The organism is Methanosarcina barkeri str. Wiesmoor, from assembly GCF_000969985.1.
Lineage (GTDB): Archaea > Halobacteriota > Methanosarcinia > Methanosarcinales > Methanosarcinaceae > Methanosarcina > Methanosarcina barkeri_B.
Genome location: NZ_CP009526.1, coordinates 3,689,768 through 3,710,438 on the forward strand (window position 1 = coordinate 3,689,768; position 20,671 = coordinate 3,710,438).

The 20,671-nt window shown below is 38.1% G+C and carries 20 protein-coding genes and 1 pseudogene; 10 read left to right on the forward strand and 11 right to left on the reverse strand.

Features of this window, described 5'->3' with window-relative positions:
• Positions 1-3: 3 nt before the first annotated feature.
• Positions 4-831 carry a helix-turn-helix transcriptional regulator gene (locus tag MSBRW_RS15175; protein WP_011306892.1) on the reverse strand — a complete coding sequence of 276 codons (828 nt, stop codon included), beginning with the start codon at positions 829-831 and terminating at the stop codon, positions 4-6.
• A gap of 432 nt (positions 832-1,263) precedes the next feature.
• Here MSBRW_RS15175 and MSBRW_RS15180 point away from each other — a divergent pair, with 432 nt between their 5' ends.
• Positions 1,264-2,163, forward strand: a complete 900-nt coding sequence (locus MSBRW_RS15180) for a zinc-dependent metalloprotease (protein ID WP_011306891.1) — start codon at positions 1,264-1,266, stop codon at positions 2,161-2,163.
• 56 nt (positions 2,164-2,219) lie between these two features.
• On the forward strand, positions 2,220-2,558 hold the full coding sequence (locus MSBRW_RS15185) for a hypothetical protein (protein ID WP_011306890.1): 339 nt from the start codon (positions 2,220-2,222) through the stop codon (positions 2,556-2,558).
• Between the two features lie 333 nt (positions 2,559-2,891).
• Here the strand turns inward: MSBRW_RS15185 and MSBRW_RS23970 are convergent, their stop codons facing one another.
• Positions 2,892-3,014: a hypothetical protein gene (locus tag MSBRW_RS23970; protein WP_155398321.1), complete on the reverse strand. Its 123-nt coding sequence runs from the start codon at positions 3,012-3,014 to the stop codon at positions 2,892-2,894.
• Here MSBRW_RS23970 and MSBRW_RS15190 point away from each other — a divergent pair.
• From MSBRW_RS15190 to MSBRW_RS23075, 3 genes and pseudogenes are all read left to right on the forward strand, one after another.
• Positions 3,009-4,271: pseudogene (locus tag MSBRW_RS15190) on the forward strand (IS1634 family transposase); the annotation flags it as partial. The gene MSBRW_RS23970 and the pseudogene MSBRW_RS15190 overlap by 6 nt on opposite strands.
• A gap of 229 nt (positions 4,272-4,500) precedes the next feature.
• Complete coding sequence (locus MSBRW_RS15195; protein WP_157209485.1) at positions 4,501-5,100, forward strand: UPF0228 family protein; 600 nt, start codon at positions 4,501-4,503, stop codon at positions 5,098-5,100.
• A 431-nt stretch (positions 5,101-5,531) separates the two neighbouring features.
• Positions 5,532-5,717 (forward strand): hypothetical protein, encoded by a 186-nt coding sequence (locus MSBRW_RS23075; RefSeq protein WP_048102757.1) that lies wholly within the window; start codon positions 5,532-5,534, stop codon positions 5,715-5,717.
• 280 nt (positions 5,718-5,997) lie between these two features.
• On the opposite strand, the gene MSBRW_RS15205 is transcribed toward MSBRW_RS23075, so the two are convergent.
• From MSBRW_RS15205 to MSBRW_RS15230, 5 genes are all read right to left on the reverse strand, one after another.
• Positions 5,998-6,300, reverse strand: a complete 303-nt coding sequence (locus tag MSBRW_RS15205; RefSeq protein ID WP_230669792.1) for a hypothetical protein — start codon at positions 6,298-6,300, stop codon at positions 5,998-6,000.
• Positions 6,301-7,517: 1,217 nt separating this feature from the next.
• A complete protein-coding gene (locus MSBRW_RS15210; protein ID WP_011306885.1) occupies positions 7,518-9,224 on the reverse strand; it encodes an ATP-dependent DNA ligase in 1,707 nt (568 codons plus the stop codon).
• An 89-nt stretch (positions 9,225-9,313) separates the two neighbouring features.
• The gene (locus MSBRW_RS15215; RefSeq protein WP_011306884.1) at positions 9,314-10,309 is read right to left on the reverse strand and encodes a homoserine dehydrogenase; all 996 of its coding nucleotides are present in this window, start codon (positions 10,307-10,309) and stop codon (positions 9,314-9,316) included.
• A 26-nt stretch (positions 10,310-10,335) separates the two neighbouring features.
• The gene (locus tag MSBRW_RS15220; protein WP_011306883.1) at positions 10,336-10,839 is read right to left on the reverse strand and encodes an amino acid-binding protein; all 504 of its coding nucleotides are present in this window, start codon (positions 10,837-10,839) and stop codon (positions 10,336-10,338) included.
• 392 nt (positions 10,840-11,231) lie between these two features.
• Positions 11,232-12,224 (reverse strand): helix-turn-helix transcriptional regulator, encoded by a 993-nt coding sequence (locus tag MSBRW_RS15230; RefSeq protein ID WP_011306882.1) that lies wholly within the window; start codon positions 12,222-12,224, stop codon positions 11,232-11,234.
• A 264-nt stretch (positions 12,225-12,488) separates the two neighbouring features.
• Here MSBRW_RS15230 and MSBRW_RS15235 point away from each other — a divergent pair, with 264 nt between their 5' ends.
• Together MSBRW_RS15235 and MSBRW_RS15240 are read left to right on the forward strand one after the other, a co-directional pair.
• Positions 12,489-13,517, forward strand: coding sequence for a hypothetical protein (locus MSBRW_RS15235; RefSeq protein WP_011306881.1), 1,029 nt, complete (start codon positions 12,489-12,491; stop codon positions 13,515-13,517).
• 511 nt (positions 13,518-14,028) lie between these two features.
• Complete coding sequence (locus tag MSBRW_RS15240; RefSeq protein WP_011306880.1) at positions 14,029-14,295, forward strand: hypothetical protein; 267 nt, start codon at positions 14,029-14,031, stop codon at positions 14,293-14,295.
• A gap of 40 nt (positions 14,296-14,335) precedes the next feature.
• Here MSBRW_RS15240 and MSBRW_RS15245 read toward each other — a convergent pair whose 3' ends face one another.
• The gene (locus MSBRW_RS15245) at positions 14,336-14,662 is read right to left on the reverse strand and encodes a phasin family protein (protein ID WP_011306879.1); all 327 of its coding nucleotides are present in this window, start codon (positions 14,660-14,662) and stop codon (positions 14,336-14,338) included.
• Between the two features lie 605 nt (positions 14,663-15,267).
• Here MSBRW_RS15245 and MSBRW_RS15250 point away from each other — a divergent pair.
• The gene (locus MSBRW_RS15250; protein ID WP_011306878.1) at positions 15,268-15,567 is read left to right on the forward strand and encodes an Hsp20/alpha crystallin family protein; all 300 of its coding nucleotides are present in this window, start codon (positions 15,268-15,270) and stop codon (positions 15,565-15,567) included.
• A gap of 157 nt (positions 15,568-15,724) precedes the next feature.
• A complete protein-coding gene (locus MSBRW_RS15255) occupies positions 15,725-16,273 on the forward strand; it encodes a rubrerythrin family protein (protein ID WP_011306877.1) in 549 nt (182 codons plus the stop codon).
• A 234-nt stretch (positions 16,274-16,507) separates the two neighbouring features.
• On the opposite strand, the gene MSBRW_RS15260 is transcribed toward MSBRW_RS15255, so the two are convergent.
• Together MSBRW_RS15260 and MSBRW_RS15265 are read right to left on the reverse strand one after the other, a co-directional pair.
• Positions 16,508-16,768 (reverse strand): hypothetical protein, encoded by a 261-nt coding sequence (locus MSBRW_RS15260; protein ID WP_011306876.1) that lies wholly within the window; start codon positions 16,766-16,768, stop codon positions 16,508-16,510.
• A 116-nt stretch (positions 16,769-16,884) separates the two neighbouring features.
• Positions 16,885-19,749: a heavy metal translocating P-type ATPase gene (locus MSBRW_RS15265; protein ID WP_011306875.1), complete on the reverse strand. Its 2,865-nt coding sequence runs from the start codon at positions 19,747-19,749 to the stop codon at positions 16,885-16,887.
• 144 nt (positions 19,750-19,893) lie between these two features.
• Between MSBRW_RS15265 and MSBRW_RS22575 the strand changes: the two genes are divergently transcribed.
• Positions 19,894-20,295: a hypothetical protein gene (locus tag MSBRW_RS22575; protein ID WP_155398323.1), complete on the forward strand. Its 402-nt coding sequence runs from the start codon at positions 19,894-19,896 to the stop codon at positions 20,293-20,295.
• Between the two features lie 52 nt (positions 20,296-20,347).
• On the opposite strand, the gene MSBRW_RS15270 is transcribed toward MSBRW_RS22575, so the two are convergent.
• Complete coding sequence (locus MSBRW_RS15270) at positions 20,348-20,554, reverse strand: heavy-metal-associated domain-containing protein (protein ID WP_011306874.1); 207 nt, start codon at positions 20,552-20,554, stop codon at positions 20,348-20,350.
• Between the last annotated feature and the right edge of the window lie 117 nt (positions 20,555-20,671).

The window sequence follows — 20,671 nt, forward strand, 5'->3', positions numbered from 1 at the left end:
TCGTCATAAGGCATAATTGCCATGTAAATTCGCGTCCGAGTGGATCTTATAATACTCAAAAAGCCTTTCTCCCCATTCAATAGCCTTTGGATCAGAGCTAAACAAACCTGTAGTTATGTCATATTCAGTGCCGCTTTTCTTGTATAGGCTTAAGACCAGGCATTTATCCGTAACAATTAGGCCTATTCTAAGGTCTTCAGTCTTAGATTTTAACTGAAAATTTTTATAACTTTTCAGTACCTGCAGTTTCTCTACATAAGGCGACTGTTTTAATTCTTCTGCAACATTAAGAGGAACTATAAGCTCAACAGAGGTTTCTTCTTTAACTTTTTCCAAGATGGAATCAGCATATTCTTCAGTTATTACGGATGATATGCCGTAGATATGATCTGCGTTTTTAATTATTTTTAACTGGTTGCTGTAGACACTAAGAATTTTTGTTCTTTTGTCATAGAGAACTTCAGAATTATAAAGACATCCAATTTCTTTTAGCAATGGAGTGGGAATTCCCTCTATGTAATGCGTAGACCAGAAATATTTGAATTTGCTGACGGTCCCAACTGTTGCAAAAGAGTCCGCCACTCCTAAAGCCACAATTTTTCCTACAGGAGTTAGGCAGTACTCACGTTCTTTTGTTTCTATTAGATGATCTTCTTCCAGTTTTCTTAGCTTTGGAATTATTGCCTGGGATGTACTTCCGGTAATTTCACGCAGTTGGGAAAGTTTTCTGCTGCTTTCGTTCAATGATAGAAGTATCTCGGTTAGAAGTCTTGACCTGTATATGGCCTGGAGATTATCTTCCATTTCATAATAAATTTCAAAGCTATTCATTTCCGTCGCCGCATCTACAGATTTTTTCTTCTTTCTTATTGAATTCCTCTAATACAATATATGTTTTTATTTCCTGTTGAGTCACTTATCTTGGTATTTGTTTTGCTAATTTCCTTGCTTAGTGAATAGACAAACAGTGTTATTTTTGTTAAAACGTAAGTCAAAATTACTCTGTCAGTTCAAACCCTGAAACTTCATAATTTTTGATGAAAAAAAGTGTCGGTTTAATGAATGTTAATCAGATCGATTAAGATTCGTCAACGTAATAAATGTATAGAAGAAGATTAAAACTGCTTTTGAATGTGGAGTTCAAACAAACCTTCCAGAGTAGATTTGAACTCCACGTGCCTTGAGGCAAGGAAATGATAGCTTTAAGAATTCTTAAGGTTTGCCGGATCCTGCCTCGGGAGTAAAGAGAAGAGGCAAAAATAAGTGACAATAAAGAAGTTCAAAGCAGAAACAATTCTTTTGGCGATAATGCTGGTGAACGTGATACTTGTACCAGCTGTGAGTGCAACAAATAGTACTGCAAAAGAATGTCAAGATGAATCTGTTGGAGACCCTTGGTTCGAGAAGGGTGACGAATTAAATCGGCTTAGTGGTGATGAACGTCGTGCCCTCGCTGAGAAAAACGAAACAGTAAGAAAAATGATAGAGGAAGATCTAAAGATTAAACCTGTGAAAATTGAAAACTCCAAGGACTTGGAAAATCTTCCTGCTAATTATCCTGAGGACGTAAAGAAAATAATAATAGGAAATATCTCATCAAAAAATGTTAATCTACAATCATCAATTGCACAAACAACGACTACAAATACAGTTAATGTTTGGATAATCGCAGATGAAGAATATCGGAGCACTTTTGGAAGTAATTGGCAAACTAAAGCATACAACACCATTGAAGGTGCCGATGATGCATTCTATAATGATCATAATATAAATTTTGTGGTAGGTAAATACTCAACATGGGATAGTACTGACAGTGAGGATAGTAGTAGCGCACTTCTCGCTGAAGCACAAAGTGAATCAGGGTGGAATTCTAACCATCAAGGCATGGATATGCTTGCTATTTTTACCGATCAAAGTATGGATAAAAGAGGTCTAAGTGAATCGATGAATTACAATGGAGGAGATGCATGGATAATGAAACATCAGATCACTGCAGACTGGGATTGGCATCTTGGGCAACATGAAGCATCACATAATTATAATTGTCCAGATCATGGGTATACTGGTCCTGTCTGTATAATGACTTACGCTAATATGATGATAACAGCTAACTGGTGTGTAGACTGCGATCAAACCATCGAAACCAATAGAAATCATTTTTAAATTGTTTGTGTAGGATTTAATCCTACATTTTATTTTGTTATGTACTTGGAGAGAGTATGGAAACGAAAACAAAACCCTTAATCGCAGCTTTTCTTGTGGTTTTAGCAATAGTTCTAATCTTCTTTTTAATGATTTATCAGCCCGGTGCAGGTATGTATATCAGGGCAGATAAACTTCAGGATCCACCAGAGAGATATATAGAGTTCAATTTAGAAGACCTTGAGAAATATCCCTGTGTTAAAGAAGCGGTGATGAATCCAGGAAAAAATATTAAAGTTCCTTCCAACTATCATGAAAATGTATCGGAGTTTGGGAAAATATCATCCAATAACGGAACTAACTATATAAAAGTTAATAATGAGTATTATGATATGCATTATGAATCTGCTGACTAATCAGTAAATATAGAATATAAGATTTTGATGTTTTTCTTAAATTGGTATGGGCTATAACTTTGTAGCACAGAAACTAGATCATTTGGTGTTTATACAGTTAAAGCACTTAGTGTTGACTACTTTGGAAAAATAAGATAGGCATGGAAACGAGCATGTCTTTGAATTTTTAGACTAGTTTGTATATTTCAATAATATATTCATCTATTTTCACTGACGTACTCGGAGCCTATTATATTTTGTGAACCCTGTCTCCCTTTTATAATACCCAAAAAGCCTCTCTCTCCTCACTCAATAGCCTTTGGATCAGAGCTAAGGAATGCTTGAAATATAAGTTCAAATTTTTATCTCTGGAATTGCTCTATAATTCCATTTTCCCAGATAATCATCAAATACAATTTTCATATTTTCCTTGAAGTTTTCACTTACTTTTCTTGCTGTTGCATAAACTTTCTTCACATTATGGCTCGTCTACCGATTCCTGTCCATCGTTTACACGCTGACACTACAAGTGTCAGCGTTTTTGGGGATTATGATAACGAGGAAACTGAGTCTATTGATATTACTTTTGGAATTCCCAAAAATGGAAGATGGGACCTGAAACAATTTGTATTGAGCTTGATTGTTAATCAGCATGGGATACCACTTTTCATGAACACACATTCAGGGAATGCTTCAGACAAAAACACAATTCTGGAAGCAATCAAGTCTCTCAAATCGTCTTTAAGACCTGAAAGCAAAGTGTACTATGTAGCTGATAGTTCCTTTTACACTGACAATAATATCAAGAATATAGGAAAGTCATTCTGGATAAGTCGTGTTCCTGCAACAATTACTGAGGCAAAGGAGCTGCTAAATACAAACTTGAATCTGAAGCCACTGAAAAGCGACGATAGATACTCATTTTATCAAACCTTTGTGGATTATGGTGGAGTCAAACAAAAGTGGGTTTTGTTACTCTCTCATAAAATGAAAGAAAAGAAAGAGGTAACTCTCAGAAGGAAGCTTGAAAAAGAGCTGGAAAAAGCAGAAAAGTCGCTTAAAAAGCTGGCAGGAGATGACTTTTTCTGTGAAGAAGATGCATTAAAAGCAGCAGAAAAATGGATTGCAGATTTTCCTTCCGTTCTTTTTGAAAAAGTAGATTTGAAAACCATTAAAAAACGTGAAAAAGGTAAAAGAGGCAGACTTCTGAAAAATGAGAAATTAAAGACATATTACAGGATTGATGGGATTATAAAGGTTAATGATGCTTTTGTTTTAAAAGAAATGGAAAAAATGGGACTTTTCATTCTTGCAAGTAATGATATCAGTCTTTCTCCTGAAGAGATGCTGAAGTATTACAAAGGACAGGATAGAGTAGAAAAAGGATTCCGATTTTTGAAAAGTGATACCTTTAGCGTATCGAAGGTGTACCTCAAGAATAAATCAAGAATTGAAGCGTTGACAATGGTAATGGTTCTATGCTTAATGATTTATTCTATTGCAGAATGGAAATTAAGGACAAAATTAGAAGAAAAAAATGAAACGGTTCCAGATCAGAAAGGAAAACCAACAAAAAGACCAACAATGAGATGGATATTTTTCAAGTTTCAGGGAATTACAGAACTTATAACGCAGAAAAAAGGGAAAACAAAGTCAGAAATACTGAATATGGAAGAAATTCACTGGAAAATATTGAGTCTCATGGGAGGGGAATATGAAAATATATATCTCTAGTTGCGCTAACCTGCCGAATAGAGGTAATATGTCAAATGATTGTTAATATTAAGTAATACTATGCTAAAATGAAATCATAAATTAAGCATCTAGTTTGATAGTTTAATAATCTGGTTAAAACCTTTACAGTTTATATAATTTGTTTTAATAGTAATTAATGGAGTTCAAATTTACTCTACAAGATCCATTTAAACTATATATGCCCGGAGGTATAGGTGGGAAATTTTTCATGATGAAAAAATCAATTTATAAAATATTGTTTATTGTCGTTATTATTGTTTTTCTGATCATCGTAGTACCCTCAGTACTGTTTACACCTGCACACGTCAAGTCGAATATGTCAATTGATAATGAAACACCTGTTAAAGAACAACAGATAGCTGGTTTATTTATTGAATTTGAAAATGGGACTACTGAGCAGGAAGTTAAAACTATTCTTGAAGATTCCAATATACCTGTAAACTATAGTATAGATTACAATACTAACCTTAGCTCAGGAAGGAACTATGCAAAAGTAGATAAAGACAAAAAAACGGCTGTAGTAGATGAATTTAAGAAAGGAGAAAAAATTCCTGAACCTGGATTTCCTCCTGATATCAAAAAAGGAGATTATTACATAATTGTATCCGAACAAGGTTTTGAAAACGATAATTTTCTTAATGTGATGAAAAGAAATAATCTTCAGGTGAAAATGACAACTATATGTTATGTTTCTTTTGGAAATGAACCAAAAAATTGGATTCCAGAGAGTGACGCAACCAGGATAAGAAATGAGCTTGAAGCAAATGAAAAAGTCTTTATCGTAAACTTTGACGGTGTTGTATATTAAAAAGATAAGTAATGATTTGACTTCTAGAATGAAAACTAAAGCGCTGGACTAAGGATGACCTCTTTCTGCGAGGTGTAGTACAGATTATAAACAGAACTAAACATGAGGAATAAAGACTTCCTTTTAATTTTTTACTGTAGAAATTATTTGATTTTTGTGGGGGTATAAATATTAAAAATCGCCAAAAAATATTCATCTTTTTAGGAATTCTAATACTGATTTTGCTGAATTATTTCGTCGTTTTCCCATATTTGTTAGTTGGCTCTCCTGATCCTTTATTTTATATATATAATAATGATCTCCAGAATCATGAGGTAACAGTTGAAGTATTTGATTCGTATAATGAATCTATATTCAAAGAAACTTATGAACTATCTCCTGACGAGCACATCGCACAGCCGAAATCATTATGGCTATTGCTGAGATGGTCAATGCCATGGTCTAAAGGAAAATATACATATTTTGCAGAGGGGGAATATGAGTTTAAAGTTATTTTAGATGGCGAAACTACGGACACCTGCAGAACACTGCCACATGCCTGGAGTTCTGTAGTGATAGATATAGATAAAACAAATAATTCTGACTCTCCAATGCGTATAGGAGTAATAACTGTGTAATCTGTTTTGTGACAAGTTGTATGTATAAGAAGTTCCTCGTCATTATTATCGGTTACAATGAACACAAAAAAGTAAAAGGGATAAAGTTAAGCGTTTTAGTAGGTTTGTAAGAATCTACCTTTCTATTTCTTCCATAAAATGTCAGTTAAGAGACTGCCTTAGAAGCAATGTGTAAAAGAGTCTTGGGGTGGACTATTAGAGTCAAAACTTTGAAAGGGTTGAAGAAAAGGAAAAGCCGTGAAAGAACTATTTTTAAGTGAACAGTAGAGATTGAATTTTCTCACATCGATTGTCTAGTCTCTATGAGAATAGGGATAGTTTCACCGGATTCAGATTTATAGAGAACAGTTTTACCTAATTCAGCGTACAGATATATAACTACTGTAGTTTTACGATCTGGAATTTCTACTTTAGTTGTATTTGTAATTTGTTTATCCATAGTTACCTTGAATGTATATTCTACATTTCCCCCACGGAGCCGTACACCAAAAGGACGACGTTTCACCAAATCACTTTTACGCTCCAGAGTATGTGTTTCATTTATTACTGAGTTGTTATTTTTATCAAATACTTCAACTGTCACCTCATGACTCTCCATGTCATGGTTTTTTATTACAAAAAATGATGCTGCAGGTCCCATACACATTAATAAGCAAAGAGAAATATAGCTGAATAAAATAGTTACTAGTAGAAATCCTATAATAAGTAATTTTTTTCTTACGTTACTGACCAATTAAACCATCTCTGCAATCTTGTATTTCTACTAAACACTACAGAATTTTCAAAAACCTGATATTCTTCGCAGTTTCTCAGCAGTTTAAATTCAACTTGCTGAATTATTAACTGAAATATACATAGTTTTCAGAATGAAGGGATGATCTATAATTATTAATTGTAGTCACAGAATAGGAGTAGGCACTTGCAGTTTGTATTGCAAAAGCACAAACGAATACAAAAATTACTACTTTGTAACTAATTTTGTGTTTATCCAACTGTTTCGCCTCATTTAAATTTTGGCTCTTTGTGAAAATCTTCAAAGATTGTTATTCACAATTAAGAAAGTGCCAATAACTTTATATAAAAGTTTACAAAGGCATAATCCTATATTCGGCAGGTCGACATAAGGAATTTAAATATTTTTCCTGATATCGTTTTTGAATATTTGATAAATATACATTAGATTTAAAGCTGGTTAACATGTGGCTCAACTCCCACGACACATATAAACACTGAATCATTTTTCCATTAAAGTTTAGTATGAGATATTATGTTTGGAGCATATGTAAACCTCACAACTACAAACAATAAGGGATCATCATTTCAAAATCGCCATCAACAAAAAGTATCGAAAATGAAATGTCGACCTGCCGAATATAGGATAATAATATAAACTGCATTCTTTTTAATAAATTTTATTTTTTTAAAAATTATTAATTTCTAAAAAATGTTTTTTACCTAAACGCATATGATATTCTTCGAATAATAGACACAAAGAAATGAAAGTACTCTACTTTACCCTTTTTTGACTATTGATCTCGTCATTACCCTGGGTAGTAAAGTTGCTCTAATTTTGGTTTTTCAAACCATCGCTAAACTAATCAGTGAATTGCCATACAAGACTTAAATATGATAAGGAGCAGAAAATCAAAAGGAGCATTGGGGGCCAGTTTTGGTCCTTAATTTCATGCTAAAGAAAAGATATTTGTTTCCGGCCAAAAAAGACAAAGACTTTAAACTGTACTAAAAAGAATCTTTAAAATTTCGTGTGATTGCCGCAAAAAGAAACGGCAGCCACCACTATTACAACCTTTTCAACTGCTGGCTATATACCTTTCCAATTCTCTGTATCGTATCGGCTTCTTCGGGGTCTTTATCGTCCCGGATGCGGATAAAGCGTGGAAAACGAAGCGCAAAGCCTGAATCATAATTGGGGCTTTTCTGGATTTCCTCAAAGGCGATTTCAAGGACTATTTTCGGCCGGATTGCAAATATACCGCCTGCCTCTCCACCTTCCATGAGCCCGGAAAGTATCTCTGTGAGTTCCTTTAACTGATCGTCGGTTAGGCCCGTACCCACTTTACCGACTTGGAGAAAACGCAGGGTTTTTGGGTCATAACAGGCAACCGTATAAGAACCCAGGAGGTTTGCACGCCTGCCAAATCCCCATTCGGCTCCAACAACTACAAGGTCAAGGGTTTCCATAAGAGGCTTTTTCTTAAGCCAGTTTTTGCCGCGTTTGCCAGGGGAATAAAACGAATTCGGGTTTTTGACCATAACTCCTTCGTGCCCGGCGTCTAAAGCCTCCTTATAGATCTTCTCTATAAGATCGAGGTCTCCGGTTATCACCTGTTTGTCCACGGAGATGGACTTTGAATCCTCAACCGAGCTTTCCACGCAGGACTCAAGCGCTTTTCGCCGTTCAATCAGAGGCAGGTCTATCAGCGTTTTTCCGTTTAAGTACATTATGTCAAAAAGGTTTAGCTGAATAGGGATGCCAAGGGCTTTTTCTTCCACATCGTACTTGCGCCGGAAACGTTTAAGGATCTCTTGAAATGCCCTGGGCCTTCCATTTTCGTCCACTGCGACGGCTTCTCCATCAAGAATTGCAGATTCGGCCTTTACATGTTTGCGGATTATCTCTACAAGGTCAGGGAGGGAATTTGTGACATTTTCAAGCTTTCGTGAAAAAAGCATAACCGAATCTCCAGCCTTATGGACCTGGACTCTTGCCCCATCGAATTTCCATTCGATTGCAGCCTCCTTCATTTCCTTTATGTCAGCAACTATGTCAGGGCTGATCTGTGAGAGCATCATCTTGATCGGGCGGTTGATCTCAATCCCGAGACTCTCTAGGGCTTCCACCCCGCCGTCCTTGGCAGTTGCAGCGACTATCCCCAGGTCATTCGTAACCATAAAGGCGTGCTCAACCACATCCACAGGCACGGAAAAAGCTTTTGCAATTGCATCTCTTACAACGCCTTCTCCGACGCCTATGCGGAGTTCCTCAAGCGCAAGCCTGGAGATATATTTTGCTTCCCTTGGAGTTGAGGAAGTAAAGAGGAACTGAAGATTCTTTATCTTAATGTCCTGTGAACCTTTTCCTGAGGCTTCGGAGGCAATTTTAAAACGGTTATAAACTTCGGTTATTGAGAGTTCGGGCTGTTCTTCGAAAAAAGAGGAAAAAGTAACCTGATTTTTCCTTTTCTCCTTGAGGATCAGAAGGGCTGTGTCCCCTATATCTCCGGTAGTCCGAATAAGAGATTCTATACTTTTTACTGGCATTCCGGAGGCTTTGGAAAGGGAAACATACAGCAGGCTAGTGCCAATTCCCAATTGTTCTCCACTCCAGGCAGGAAAAACCTCACTCATAATAAAATGAGTTGCAATGGGCAGCTCTTCAACATCAACCTTTTTAAGAAGGTCAGCAACCCGACTTGTAGTATCAATTGTACTCGAGATTTTTTCAATCGCCTGGCAGGTTTCTGCAAATTCCCTGAAACTTGTCATGATCAACGCAGCTTTTTAATTTTATTTTTCCGAATTCAGGGCAAAACCTGAATTCTTAACCTGAATTCTTAATCTGAATTCTTAACCTATTAATCTCCATAAATTGCGATCAGATCGCTAAGAATCGCACTCGCAGTTTCAATCGGGCCTGCACCCTTACCCGTAACCGTAATTTCTCCTGCAAGTTCGGTTTCTACTGACGCCACATTCAGCGTCCCTCCGACTGCAAGGGGATGGTTGATAGGTACGAGCCTGGGGGCTACATGAATTCTTTCCCTGCTAACTTCACCTATAAGTTTGATAACATGCCCTTTTTCATAAGCCATCTCAAGAGCTTCAGGCGTAACTTTCGTGATTCCCGTTACCTCAACGTTGTTATAAGTAGCATCAATTCCGAAAATTGCGTTGGCAAGAATAACGAGTTTGCAGGCTGTATCAATTCCTTCCACGTCATATGTAGGATCGGTTTCAGCAATACCGAGCTGCATGGATTCGGCAAGAATGTCGTTGTAACTTGCTCTTTCCTCCAGCATTCTTGTCAGGATATAATTACAGGTCCCATTTAGAATTCCTTTGATACTTTTAACCTTATTGCCTGCAAGCACCTCGTTTACCAGGTTGATAATAGGCATTGACCCACCGACAGTCGCTTCGAACCTGAAATGAGAGCCTGCTGCCTTTGCGGCTTCCATGAGTTCTCTGTACTTAAGGGTAAGAGGGCCTTTATTGGAGGTAATAACATCTTTTCCGGTTTTGAAGGCCGCAAACATATTCTGCATACCTGCCCCGCCAGTTAGTATATTTGTCGGGGTAGTCTCGATTACAAGATCATGAGCTACAGATTGGATAACCTCGACTCCAGAGATATTCTCAAGAGCTACCGTTCTGTCTCTCCTCTTCCTGACAAGGCAGTCGGCAAGATCCACCCCTTCAGGATTAACAGTTGCACCCTTTGAGTCCACAACGGCAACTACTTTTACTTCCAGCCCGATACTTTCCAGATACTCTTTTTTCATAAGGAATACTTCAGCCACGCCCTGTCCGATTGCACCGAACCCGAGAATGGAGCAGCACACTGTTTTCATGTTTTCAAATCTCCTAAATCTATTTTTCAGGCCTGGATATCAATTGGAAGAACCATAAGCAGGTCTTTTTTTGCCGAGACTTCTTTGAGAATAGCGAGTGCCTTGTGCAAGTCCTCTTTACCGACAGCATCGATTTTCATGAGGGCTGAAGAAAGCATATTGATACCTGGCATAGAAAGGGAAAGGTCTACAACCTCAGCAAACCCTGTTCTGTCAATCTCATCAATAGTATCCTGGATCCCGGTATGGACCACGTGCCCTATGAGTACTACATTTATGCTTTCCCTGAAACGGTGTTCACCGACTCTTACAACTCGAATTCCGTTTTCTTCAAGTTTAGCCTTTATTGTCTCAATGCTTTCAGGCCTGGTTTCAAGTACAAGCTTTACAGGTACTGTTTTTCTGGGGGTTCTCTTCTGATGATGATGTACTACTGTTATCAGGTTAGCCTTACATTCCGAAAGTGGCTGGAGGGCTAAAAGCATCTGCCCGGGTACATCTTTTAATTCAATGTCCATGGAAACTCGCATGTTGTCCCTCGTACATTTTTTAATAATCTCTTGTGCGATTTAAATACTAATTTTACCAGTATACAATGTTCATTCACGCATTATTAAACAGCTTACTGTCGGGTTGAGGTGGTATATCGGGATATCCGGCTTTAATCAAGCTATCTAGCCTCTTGAACCTGAATTTCATAACCTGAGTTTCAAATCCGTTCCCGCGGAGCGGGGTCTTATTACTCAGGTTTGTGATTAGGACATTCATATCGGTAAGCAATTTTGGGCATAAGAGATCGAAAAGAGTGCTCAAATATACCGCGTACTCTATTGTTAACTGTTTCTGCTGCTTAGTCAATGAATTCAGTTATATAGTTTACTGTTTATTACCTTACAGTAAAACTTTAGGGTACGGTATCTGCTTACTCCTTCTTGCTTTCATGTTTGGTCTGTTTGGATATATGTACATCCGGGATACGGATTATATTTCCTCTTCCTCTTTTGAATTTTTCAATTAGACCGCGCTCCTCAAGGTCCGAGAGCATAAGACTGACTTTGGACTCCGAATAAGGGGATTTTTTTCGCAGTTCTCTCTGGGTGATTCGGTTTCCACTAGCTCGTATCATTTCAAGAAGTTCCTTGAGATCCTCAGGAAGATTGAGCTTTGAATGTTCCTTAATTTCTAAATTCGATTTATTAGGTTCATTCTCATGGACAGGATAACTCGAGATATTCTGAGCCTCTTCTGTAAGCCTGTTCTGCTGTATATATTTGTCAGTATTGGATGTTTCGGATTTTTCGGCAAACTGCTCAGCGCTCAGTTCCGAAGTTTCAAGAATGTTTGTGGAGGAATCGATTTCGGCCTCTTCAGAAAATATTTCATTCTTTATGGGGCTTTCAGACTTCGACAGATATGGTTCTTGGCATTCTTCAGGAAAAGAAGTCTTTGCCGATTTTTGATGCTTCTTTCCTAAAAGATAGGCTGCCAGCAGCAGGGCTAACAGCAGGACTATAAGAACCAGGAAAGCAGGAGCTAAAACGGCATAGTTAGAGTTTGCCTGAGATACGGGCTCTGTCTCTTCATAATCCAGATAAGGGGCTTCAAAGTTATCCTGGTCCAGAAGCTCTTCATGAGAAGGTGGGAAAAGGAGGAGATCATGTATATACTCTCCTTCGCCTGAGACCTCAACCTTTTCCTGAGCTGTATAAACTATCTTGTTTCCTTCAAGATAGCTGGCATTTATTGTATAGATTCCGGGGGTGAGGTTGAAAGAGTACTCCGAATCCGTTGCAATAACATTCTGTTCCGGGGTAGAATTGATCTCTACAACTGAGTTATTAAGAGGCTTGAAAGTATCCCACTCATAAACTGTCCCGTGAATTGTGGCCGCGATTGCATTTCCCTGAAAGACCATAATGAGAAAGAAAATAAGTGAGAAACTGCATAGCTTTCTAAAATTCACGAAATGTTAAATGGGTTTTTAGCATAAATCTTTTACTTTTCTTTGTAAAGAGATCGTAAAAATAACGCACGCCTATTAAAGCTTTGTAAAGGAGTCAAGAAATGTATCAAGCTTGAAAGCTCATATATACCTGTTAATAAGATAAATTCCGAAAAGAATAATTATATTTACCTGATCCTTATAAAGTTGTAGTAACTTATAAAGGGAGGCAGTCAGATGAAAAAGTCAAGAATTGTTCAAGATCTGGCTTGTTTTACGATTATATTAACCTTGCTCAGTTTGCTGCCAGGAGGCTCCCTCGCTGCCAGAATCTCTTCTGATCATGGAAACGGCAATCAGAACCAGTATATTGAAGGTGCCTTCGTTTCATACAATGAAACTGATAATGTGGGTGAGAAAAACAGTTCTGAATCCGATGTGAAACAAGAACGGAAGAATCTCAGCACAAAGAACCAAAATAATGTTTCAGATTACAAGCAGGAAAGAAAACAATTAGAGGAAGAACTTCAGCTTCATAAGCAAGAGTACAATGAAGCAAAAGAAGATTTTCTCAAAATAAAGGACCGTATTCGGGCAAAAGAACTTGACCCTAACTCCGAAGAGGCCCTAAATGCCACAAAGTTCTACCTTAATGCAAGTATTAACTATATGATATCTCACCTTTCAATTGTAGAGAGTAATATGGAATACTCAAGCGGGAACAGAACTGACGAAAAAGTTAGTGCTATAGATGAAAAGATAAAACTGCTTGAAGTTGAAAAGGCAAACGCTGCAAACGCATCAAGCCAGAAAGAGCTTTTGGTCGTGGTCAGGTCCGTACGCGAAGTATGGAATGATGCTGAGAAAATCAGCCTTTCAAGCGCAGGACAGACTGTAAGTGAGAAAATTGGAGAATTTCTTGAAAAATCCGAAAATCTCTCTGAAAGACTTGATGTAAAAGTTGAGAACCTGAAAGAGACCGACGTTGATACATCTGAAATTGAGGTCAAACTTGCCAGTTACATTTCTTACATTAAATCCGCGCAGGAGAAAAAAGTAATGGCAGATTCCCTATACAGCGGTGAGAATGTAACCCGGGAAGATATGCGAACTGCGAATAATTACCTTCGTCAGTCCCTCAATGATATCAGTAAAGCTAACAAGTTACTCAGAGAAATTTTCGGCGAGCTCAAAAATTGCGAAACCGAAGTGGATAATGGAACTGAGGCTAGAAACCTAACAAAAATTAGGGAAAAAAGAGGATAATGGAACTGAGGCTAGAAACCTAACAAAAATTAGGAAAAAACGACTGAAAAATTACAATTAGTATTGAAAATATAGCAGAGGTAATTAATAGCTAGAAACCTATAAAAAATTAGGTATAAGATACTGAAAAACTACAATTAGTACTAAAAATATCGTAGAGATAGTTAATATTTAAATATAATATCATTGGTATTATAGATGTAACGCCGTTAATTTCCAATTTAACATGATTAATATTAAATACAACATCTTTAGCATTAAAAGTAATAGGATTAATAACCAAATATAACACCTTTAGTTCTAAAGGTAATACATTTAGTTTTAAGTATGACCTTTTAATTCTAAATGCTTTTAGTACTAAATGTAATATAAGTATTATTTAAGAGATTTAGTTAAGATTAAGTGTTATTCCCCCAAAATAATTACGAGTTTTAATAAAAGAATAAATCTAGCTCAGGGGATGAGACTGGAAAATTTATTGAAAAAAATTACAGAATTGAGGAGGTAGAAAATGGTTAAATTCGTTCACCTGCTTGTACTTTTAGCTTTAATTATCTGGCTTGCAGGGTCCGGTTGTGTTGAGAATAGTAAGTCTGAAATAGAGAAGTCAGAAGTAAACTCAAACGTCGTCGGGGCAGGGAATGGGGTACCAGCTACAGATATGGAAATGGGACTTACACAGGCAGAAATCCAAGAGGTTGATTCTAATATGGCAGAGCTTGAAGACTTGCTTAAAGAAGCAAGCCCTGAAGAAGAGATAGAAATTGAAGAGTTGTGAAATAGAAAGAAAATAAGTGAAAAGCTGCTAAAAACCGTTTTCACTTGAAAAACATCTTTTCTTTGTTTTTAACTCTTTGAATTTCTTCTTCCAGTGTTTCTATTCTGGACTCAAGTTCATGCATATCTTTTTTAGTAAAAATGTCGGTTTTTGATATAGATTCCTGAATCTTCTCAGAGATTTTCTTCTCAAGATCAAGCTTCTGTTTTTTTCTTTCTTCAAGCATGTCCTGGACAGCTTTTTTGCCTTCTTCCTTACTGATGTCCCCTTTATCAACAAGTTCCTTTACAAGGTCGTTTACCTTATCTTCGGTTATTGCCCAGAGGCCGGCTCCTATAAGCCCGAGTTTTCTGACGGATTCCCTCATTTATAAACACTCGCTTTTAAATTATCAATCTGGAAAAAACTCACATGAAATAATTCTACATGAAAATAGTTAATTAATAGATCCAGGGATGTATTAAATACTCCCTATCTAAGAAGTAGGTAATGTCTGGCTTTGGTTGAGATGTCTTGTGCGATCTACTTTCGATGACAATTTTCTATTTTGATCCGCACTATGTAACAGTTTTGGGTTTCGATCTACATCATATGAAAGTTTTCTGTTCTTACATTAGTTGTCTGTGTTTTATATAAATGTTTTCTGAGTATAGTTATTAGGCTTCTGACTTTATATGACCTGGGCTTGGGTTTTCTTTAAATTAATATTTTCAGAATAACAGGGTTATCATCAAGGAAACTATGTATCGAGTTATTTCTGAACTTATTTGCACTTGTATCCGATTAAAACCCAGAGAAAAAAAATTGCCTAAACACTCTTGTTTGCATTAATTTGTACTCAAACCCGGTCAAAATTCTGAAAGCAGGCATGATAAAATACCGCTGCATTTGCGTGTTTAACGTTAATAAATTACTTAACCGAATGAAAATATATAAATATATTAATTGATAATGTTACTTGGGGGTAATTCTATGGCAGGAGTTTTAAAAGTTTCACCATCTATATGTGCATATCCTGACGACAAATACGAAAATCTTGAAATTGAAGTAGTTCTTCCAGGAGTGGATAAAAAAGACATTTCTTTTAAAATTACCGAGGACGGCTTTTACGTAAGAGCCACCAAGGAAGGGGTTGAATATGCGGACAGTTACGCAGTCTGCTGCCCGATAGTCCCGGAAAAAGCAGTAGCCAAGTACTCAAATGGTGTACTTAAAGTTTCAGTACCTTATCAGCAGCCATTTGAGAACGCGGTGGATGTAAAAATTGATTAAGGAAATTTAGACTCATGCAGTTGAGCCGAGAAATCAATTGAATTAAACCTCAAACAATTTAAACCAAGATATTTTTGACATATGTTTTATAATTGATTTTTCAACTGCGTGAGACCAAAAACATAATGTTCAGTTTCATAAAAAAAGAGGTTTTTAAATGAAGAAAATAACAGAACAGAATCTTATCAATGCATTTGGAGGAGAAAGCCAGGCACATATGAGATATTTACATTTCGGAAACAAAGCAGAAAAAGAAAAATATTATAATGTAGCTCGCTTATTTCGGGCAATTGCCCATGCAGAATATGTGCATGCAGGAGATCATTACCGGGAATTAAGACACCTCGAAGGAGGATTTGTTGCAAATAGCATGGCGGCTTTTGGCCCTGGCGATTCCGTAAAAAATCTTAAGCTGGCCATTGATGGCGAAACATATGAGATTGAAGAAATGTATCCTACATACATTGAAGTTGCAAAATTCCAGGGCGAAAAAGGAGCACAAAGAAGCTTTGAATGGTCATATGCCAGTGAAAAAATGCATAAACAACTTTTTGAAAGGGCATTAGACTCGGTTAACTCAGGAAAAGACATTGATCTCGGTCCTGTCCAAGTTTGCGAGGTATGCGGATATACCTTTGAAGGAGAAGCACCCGACAGGTGTCCTATTTGTGGTGCCCCAATCAACAAATTTACTGCGTTTAAATAAACTACTGATAGTCGCTTATCCTGTATCGATTAATTCTTATCAAGCTAGTTGTCAATTAAATCCCAGCTAATAAGGTAAATTTTTCCAATGCAAGATATGTATGATTTCTTAAGAGTTCGTTGTCTGTACCAGTTTTTCTTACTGGAAGTGCATACACGTCCCGGAATAAGCTCTGTTCCACTTCTGTACTGAGAGGCATCTATTCTGGAACCTAAACTGCACTACCAGAATGAATTAATCTGGGATTTTATTTTTCTCCCTGTTTTCAATCCAGTCTGCAACTCTGGGCCAGAGCGACAGTGAGATTATCAGGGAAATTACAAAAACAAAAATCGAACCTGCGGTCATGTCTACATGGGTGTAAGCCATCTCTCCTCTTGAGATATTGGTCAAAAGAGCCCCGGAAAGGAATAAAATATCAAGCACTATCGAAGTGGCAAGACTTAGCAGAAGTACTACTTTTGGCCTGTTATCTGCGGAACTGAGTTTTACCATATCATTCTCCTGTTTTAATTCTCCTGTTTTAATTCTTCTGTTTTAGCCATTGGTTTAATTGTTCTATTAAAATTTCTTTGTTAAATATTTAAACTGAAACTATCTACCCCATTTGCTTAAAGCTTACTTCTTTTCATTAACAGGGAATTGGTAGTCACTGAGACCGAACTTAGAGCCATGAAAGCGGCAGCAAATTCAGGTGTAATCAGGACCCTGTGAATAAAGGGATAAAGAATTCCGGCTGCAATTGGAATTCCTATCGTATTATATCCAAAAGCCCATAGCAGGTTCTGTTTAATTTTGTTTATGGTAAGCCGGCTCAGCTTAATGGCTGAGACCACATCTCTTGGGTCATTTTTGATAAGCACAATTTTTGCGGATTCCATTGCTACATCTGTACCTGCTCCCATTGCAATTCCGACATCGGACTGAATTAACGCAGGGGCATCATTAATGCCGTCACCCACCATTCCGACAAGCTTGCCCTCTTCCTGAAGCTTCTTAATTTCACTTGCTTTGTCTTCAGGAAGCACCTCGGCCAGCACTCTTGGAATACCTACCTCTTTTGCTATTGCATTAGCTGTAACGGCATTATCACCTGTGATCATAACTACTTCTAGATCCATTTTGTTAAGAGTTTCAATAGCTTCTATGGAGTTTTCCTTCAGGATATCAGCAACTGCAACAAGACCAATAATTTCTTCCCCGAAAGCTACGAGCATTGCAGTTTTTCCGCTCTCTTCAAAAGCTCGCATTTCAGCTTCTAATTCTTTAAAGGAAAATCCTTCTTCTTCCATAAGTTTGCGCGTGCCAAGCAAAATTCTTTTTTCTTCAAAATAGGCTTCTACTCCTTTTCCGGGAATCGAATGGAAATTTTCTGCTTTTCCTGGCCTGATCCCCTGTTCTTCGGCCCCGTTTACAATAGCTTCCCCAAGGGGATGCTCGGAGCCTCTCTCAGCCGTTGCTGCAATAAAAAGTACGTCTTTTTCCTCGTGACCGGAAACGGCAACTAAATCTGTCAGCTTCGGAGTACCTGCCGTAAGCGTGCCTGTTTTGTCAAAAACGATAGTATCAAGTTTATGCGCTCTTTCAAGAGCTTCCCCACCTTTTATAAGGACCCCGTTTTCCGCACCTCGACCGGTACCGACCATAATAGCGGCAGGAGTTGCAAGCCCGACTGCACATGGGCACGAGATTACAAGCACAGTAATGGCTATAAGCAAGGAAAACAGGAATGGGCTGATTCCACCTAGAGTTACGGATTCCCCGACTCCATAGCGCCAGTAACCTATGAAGAACCAGAAGAAAAATGCCAGAAGCGCAATAATATGTACGGTTACTATGAAGTTTCCGGCAACAACATCTGCAACTCTCTGAATGGGAGCTTTTGTAGTCTGCGCAGTCTCAACAAGCCTGATTATCTGAGCAAGGGCAGTATCAGCCCCGACTTTTGTAGCTCGAAAATTAAAAGATCCTGTCTTGTTAAGAGTAGCTCCTATAACGGTATCACCCGGAAATTTTTCTACAGGAATGCTTTCTCCAGTGAGCATGGACTCATCTACTGCAGAGCCTCCCTCAACTATAATTCCATCAACAGGAATTTTTTCTCCAGGCCTTACAACAACAATGTCGCCAACTGCTACTTCTTCGACAGGAATCTCTTTTTCAATGCCATTTACAAGGATTCTGGAAGTTTTTGCCCTGAGGCCCATCAGTTTTCTAATTGCTTCAGAGGTTTGACCCCTTGCCCTTGCCTCGAGATACCTGCCAAGGACAATGAAGATGATCAGGAAAGCTACGGTGTCATAATACAGACTATTATACCCAGGGCCAAGATCAAGAAATGTGGCTGCTACACTGATAAGATAGGCTGATCCTGTCCCTGCTGCGATCAGCAGGTTCATGTCAGTTACGCCATATTTGAACCCCCTAATAGTCCCTACAAAAAATTGTCTGCCAGGGAAAAGGAGGACAAGAGTAGATAGTATAAAAAGGACGATATGATTGGAAAGGAAATCAGGTACAAAAGACAGGAAAGGAAACATCATACTCATGTTTCCCAGCCCTATTGGAATTCCCAGAACAAGAGCAATTATCAGGTTATTTCTCTGCCTCCTGATTTCAGCGTCTCTGGACATCTGCTCTCTGTCTTCATACTCAACAGCTTCGGTTTTAACAAATGCTCCATAGCCAATTCCCTGAACTGCAGCAATTATTTCTCTGACAGAGACGCGGGAGGAGTCAAACTCTACAACTGCCTTTTCAAGCGGGAAATTTACAGACGCTGAAATCACGCCTTCAGTCCTGTTAAGGACTTTCTCGATATTTGCAGCACAAGAGGCACAGCTCATACCTTCAAGACTCAGAGTTACGGAATCTTTTTCTACCTTATATCCGATAGACTCGATGGTTTCCCCTATTTCTTTCGGAGAGATAAGTGAGGGATCAAAACTAACATTTGCCCTTCCAAGTTCAAGGTTGACAACTGCTGAGTCCACGCCTGCTTTTTTCTTCAGTACTCTCTCAATATTTGAGGCGCAGGCCGAACAGGTCATACCGGACACTCCAAGCGTTATTTCTTTTCGACCGGTTTTCAGGCCTAAGGTTTGAGGTTCCTCTTCAGGCAGTGCGCAAGTTTCAGTCAGGGGACAGGTTTTAGGAGCTTCTTCAGGTTCCTTTGGTTCCTTTAAAGTTGGCTCCGCAGTTTTTGAAGTCTCCCCTTCGGCCTCTGTTATTTCGGGAACTTCTGCCCCGGCCTCTTCCTGAACCTCGTTTTCACTTTCTGTTGGGTATCCTGCCTTCTGAATAGCTGCCTTTATGTCATCAAGGCTTACTTTTTCAGAATCAAAGCTAACCGTTGCACTTTCGGATTCAAGGTTTACGTCAACGGATTCTACCCCCTCAAGAGATGAAATGGCATCTGCCACTCTTTTTTGGCAGTGACCACAGGTCATGTCATAAACTTTTATAGTAACTTCCATCGGATCTGCCGCCTATTCAGATTTTTCAGGACTGCCCGGTGTTTAATAGATTCTTCCGAGCTCTTCCACAGTTTTATATTCAGTTTTAAGCAAAGTCATCTGTATGAAATACGCATCAGTTATCCGGCTCCATAGGCTACATTTATGGGTACTTCAGGACTATTGGCATTTACTCTGAAAACCCCATTGATAGAGGTAACCTGTATTGCGATCTTATCCTTGCAATACCTTCATGAATGTTTAGTCTATTATAAACGCAGTCTTTCCTATACGTTTACCCCCAAAGCACAATTACGTTTTTCAAACGGGCTTTCCTATACGTTTACCCCCAAAGCACAATTACGTTTTTCAAACGGGCTTTCCTATACGTTTACCCCCAAAGCACAATTACGTTTTTCAAACGGGCTTTCCTATACGTTTACCCCCAAAGCGCAATTACGTTTTTCAAACGGGCTTTCCTATACGTTTACCCCAAAGCGCAATTACGTTTTTCAAACGGGCACTTCACCCATATGTAAAAGCTTGTATCTTTTAATAACTTTTTAGTATAAAAATCTTTGAGACCGGTAAGAGAGATTACTTGCGCAAGACTATAATATTAAGCGGGCTCATACCCCGCTTCTCTGACTGCATCTTTGACCTTCTCAAGATTTACCTTCCCTTCTTCATAATCAACAGTTACCTGCTTGGTCTGAAGATTTACGTCAGCTTTCTGTACACCTTCTACAGCTTCAACTGCCTTTTTAACTCTCATCTGACAGTGCATACAGGACATGCCTTCAACTTTTATGGTTTCTTGAGTCACGGTTTCAATCTCCAACTATAAATTTAAAATGTTTTTAATATAAATCAATCTATTGAACTTAGAACTTTCAAGTATTAAATTTATATGTATAATTATACAACTCACTCAAGCATTATA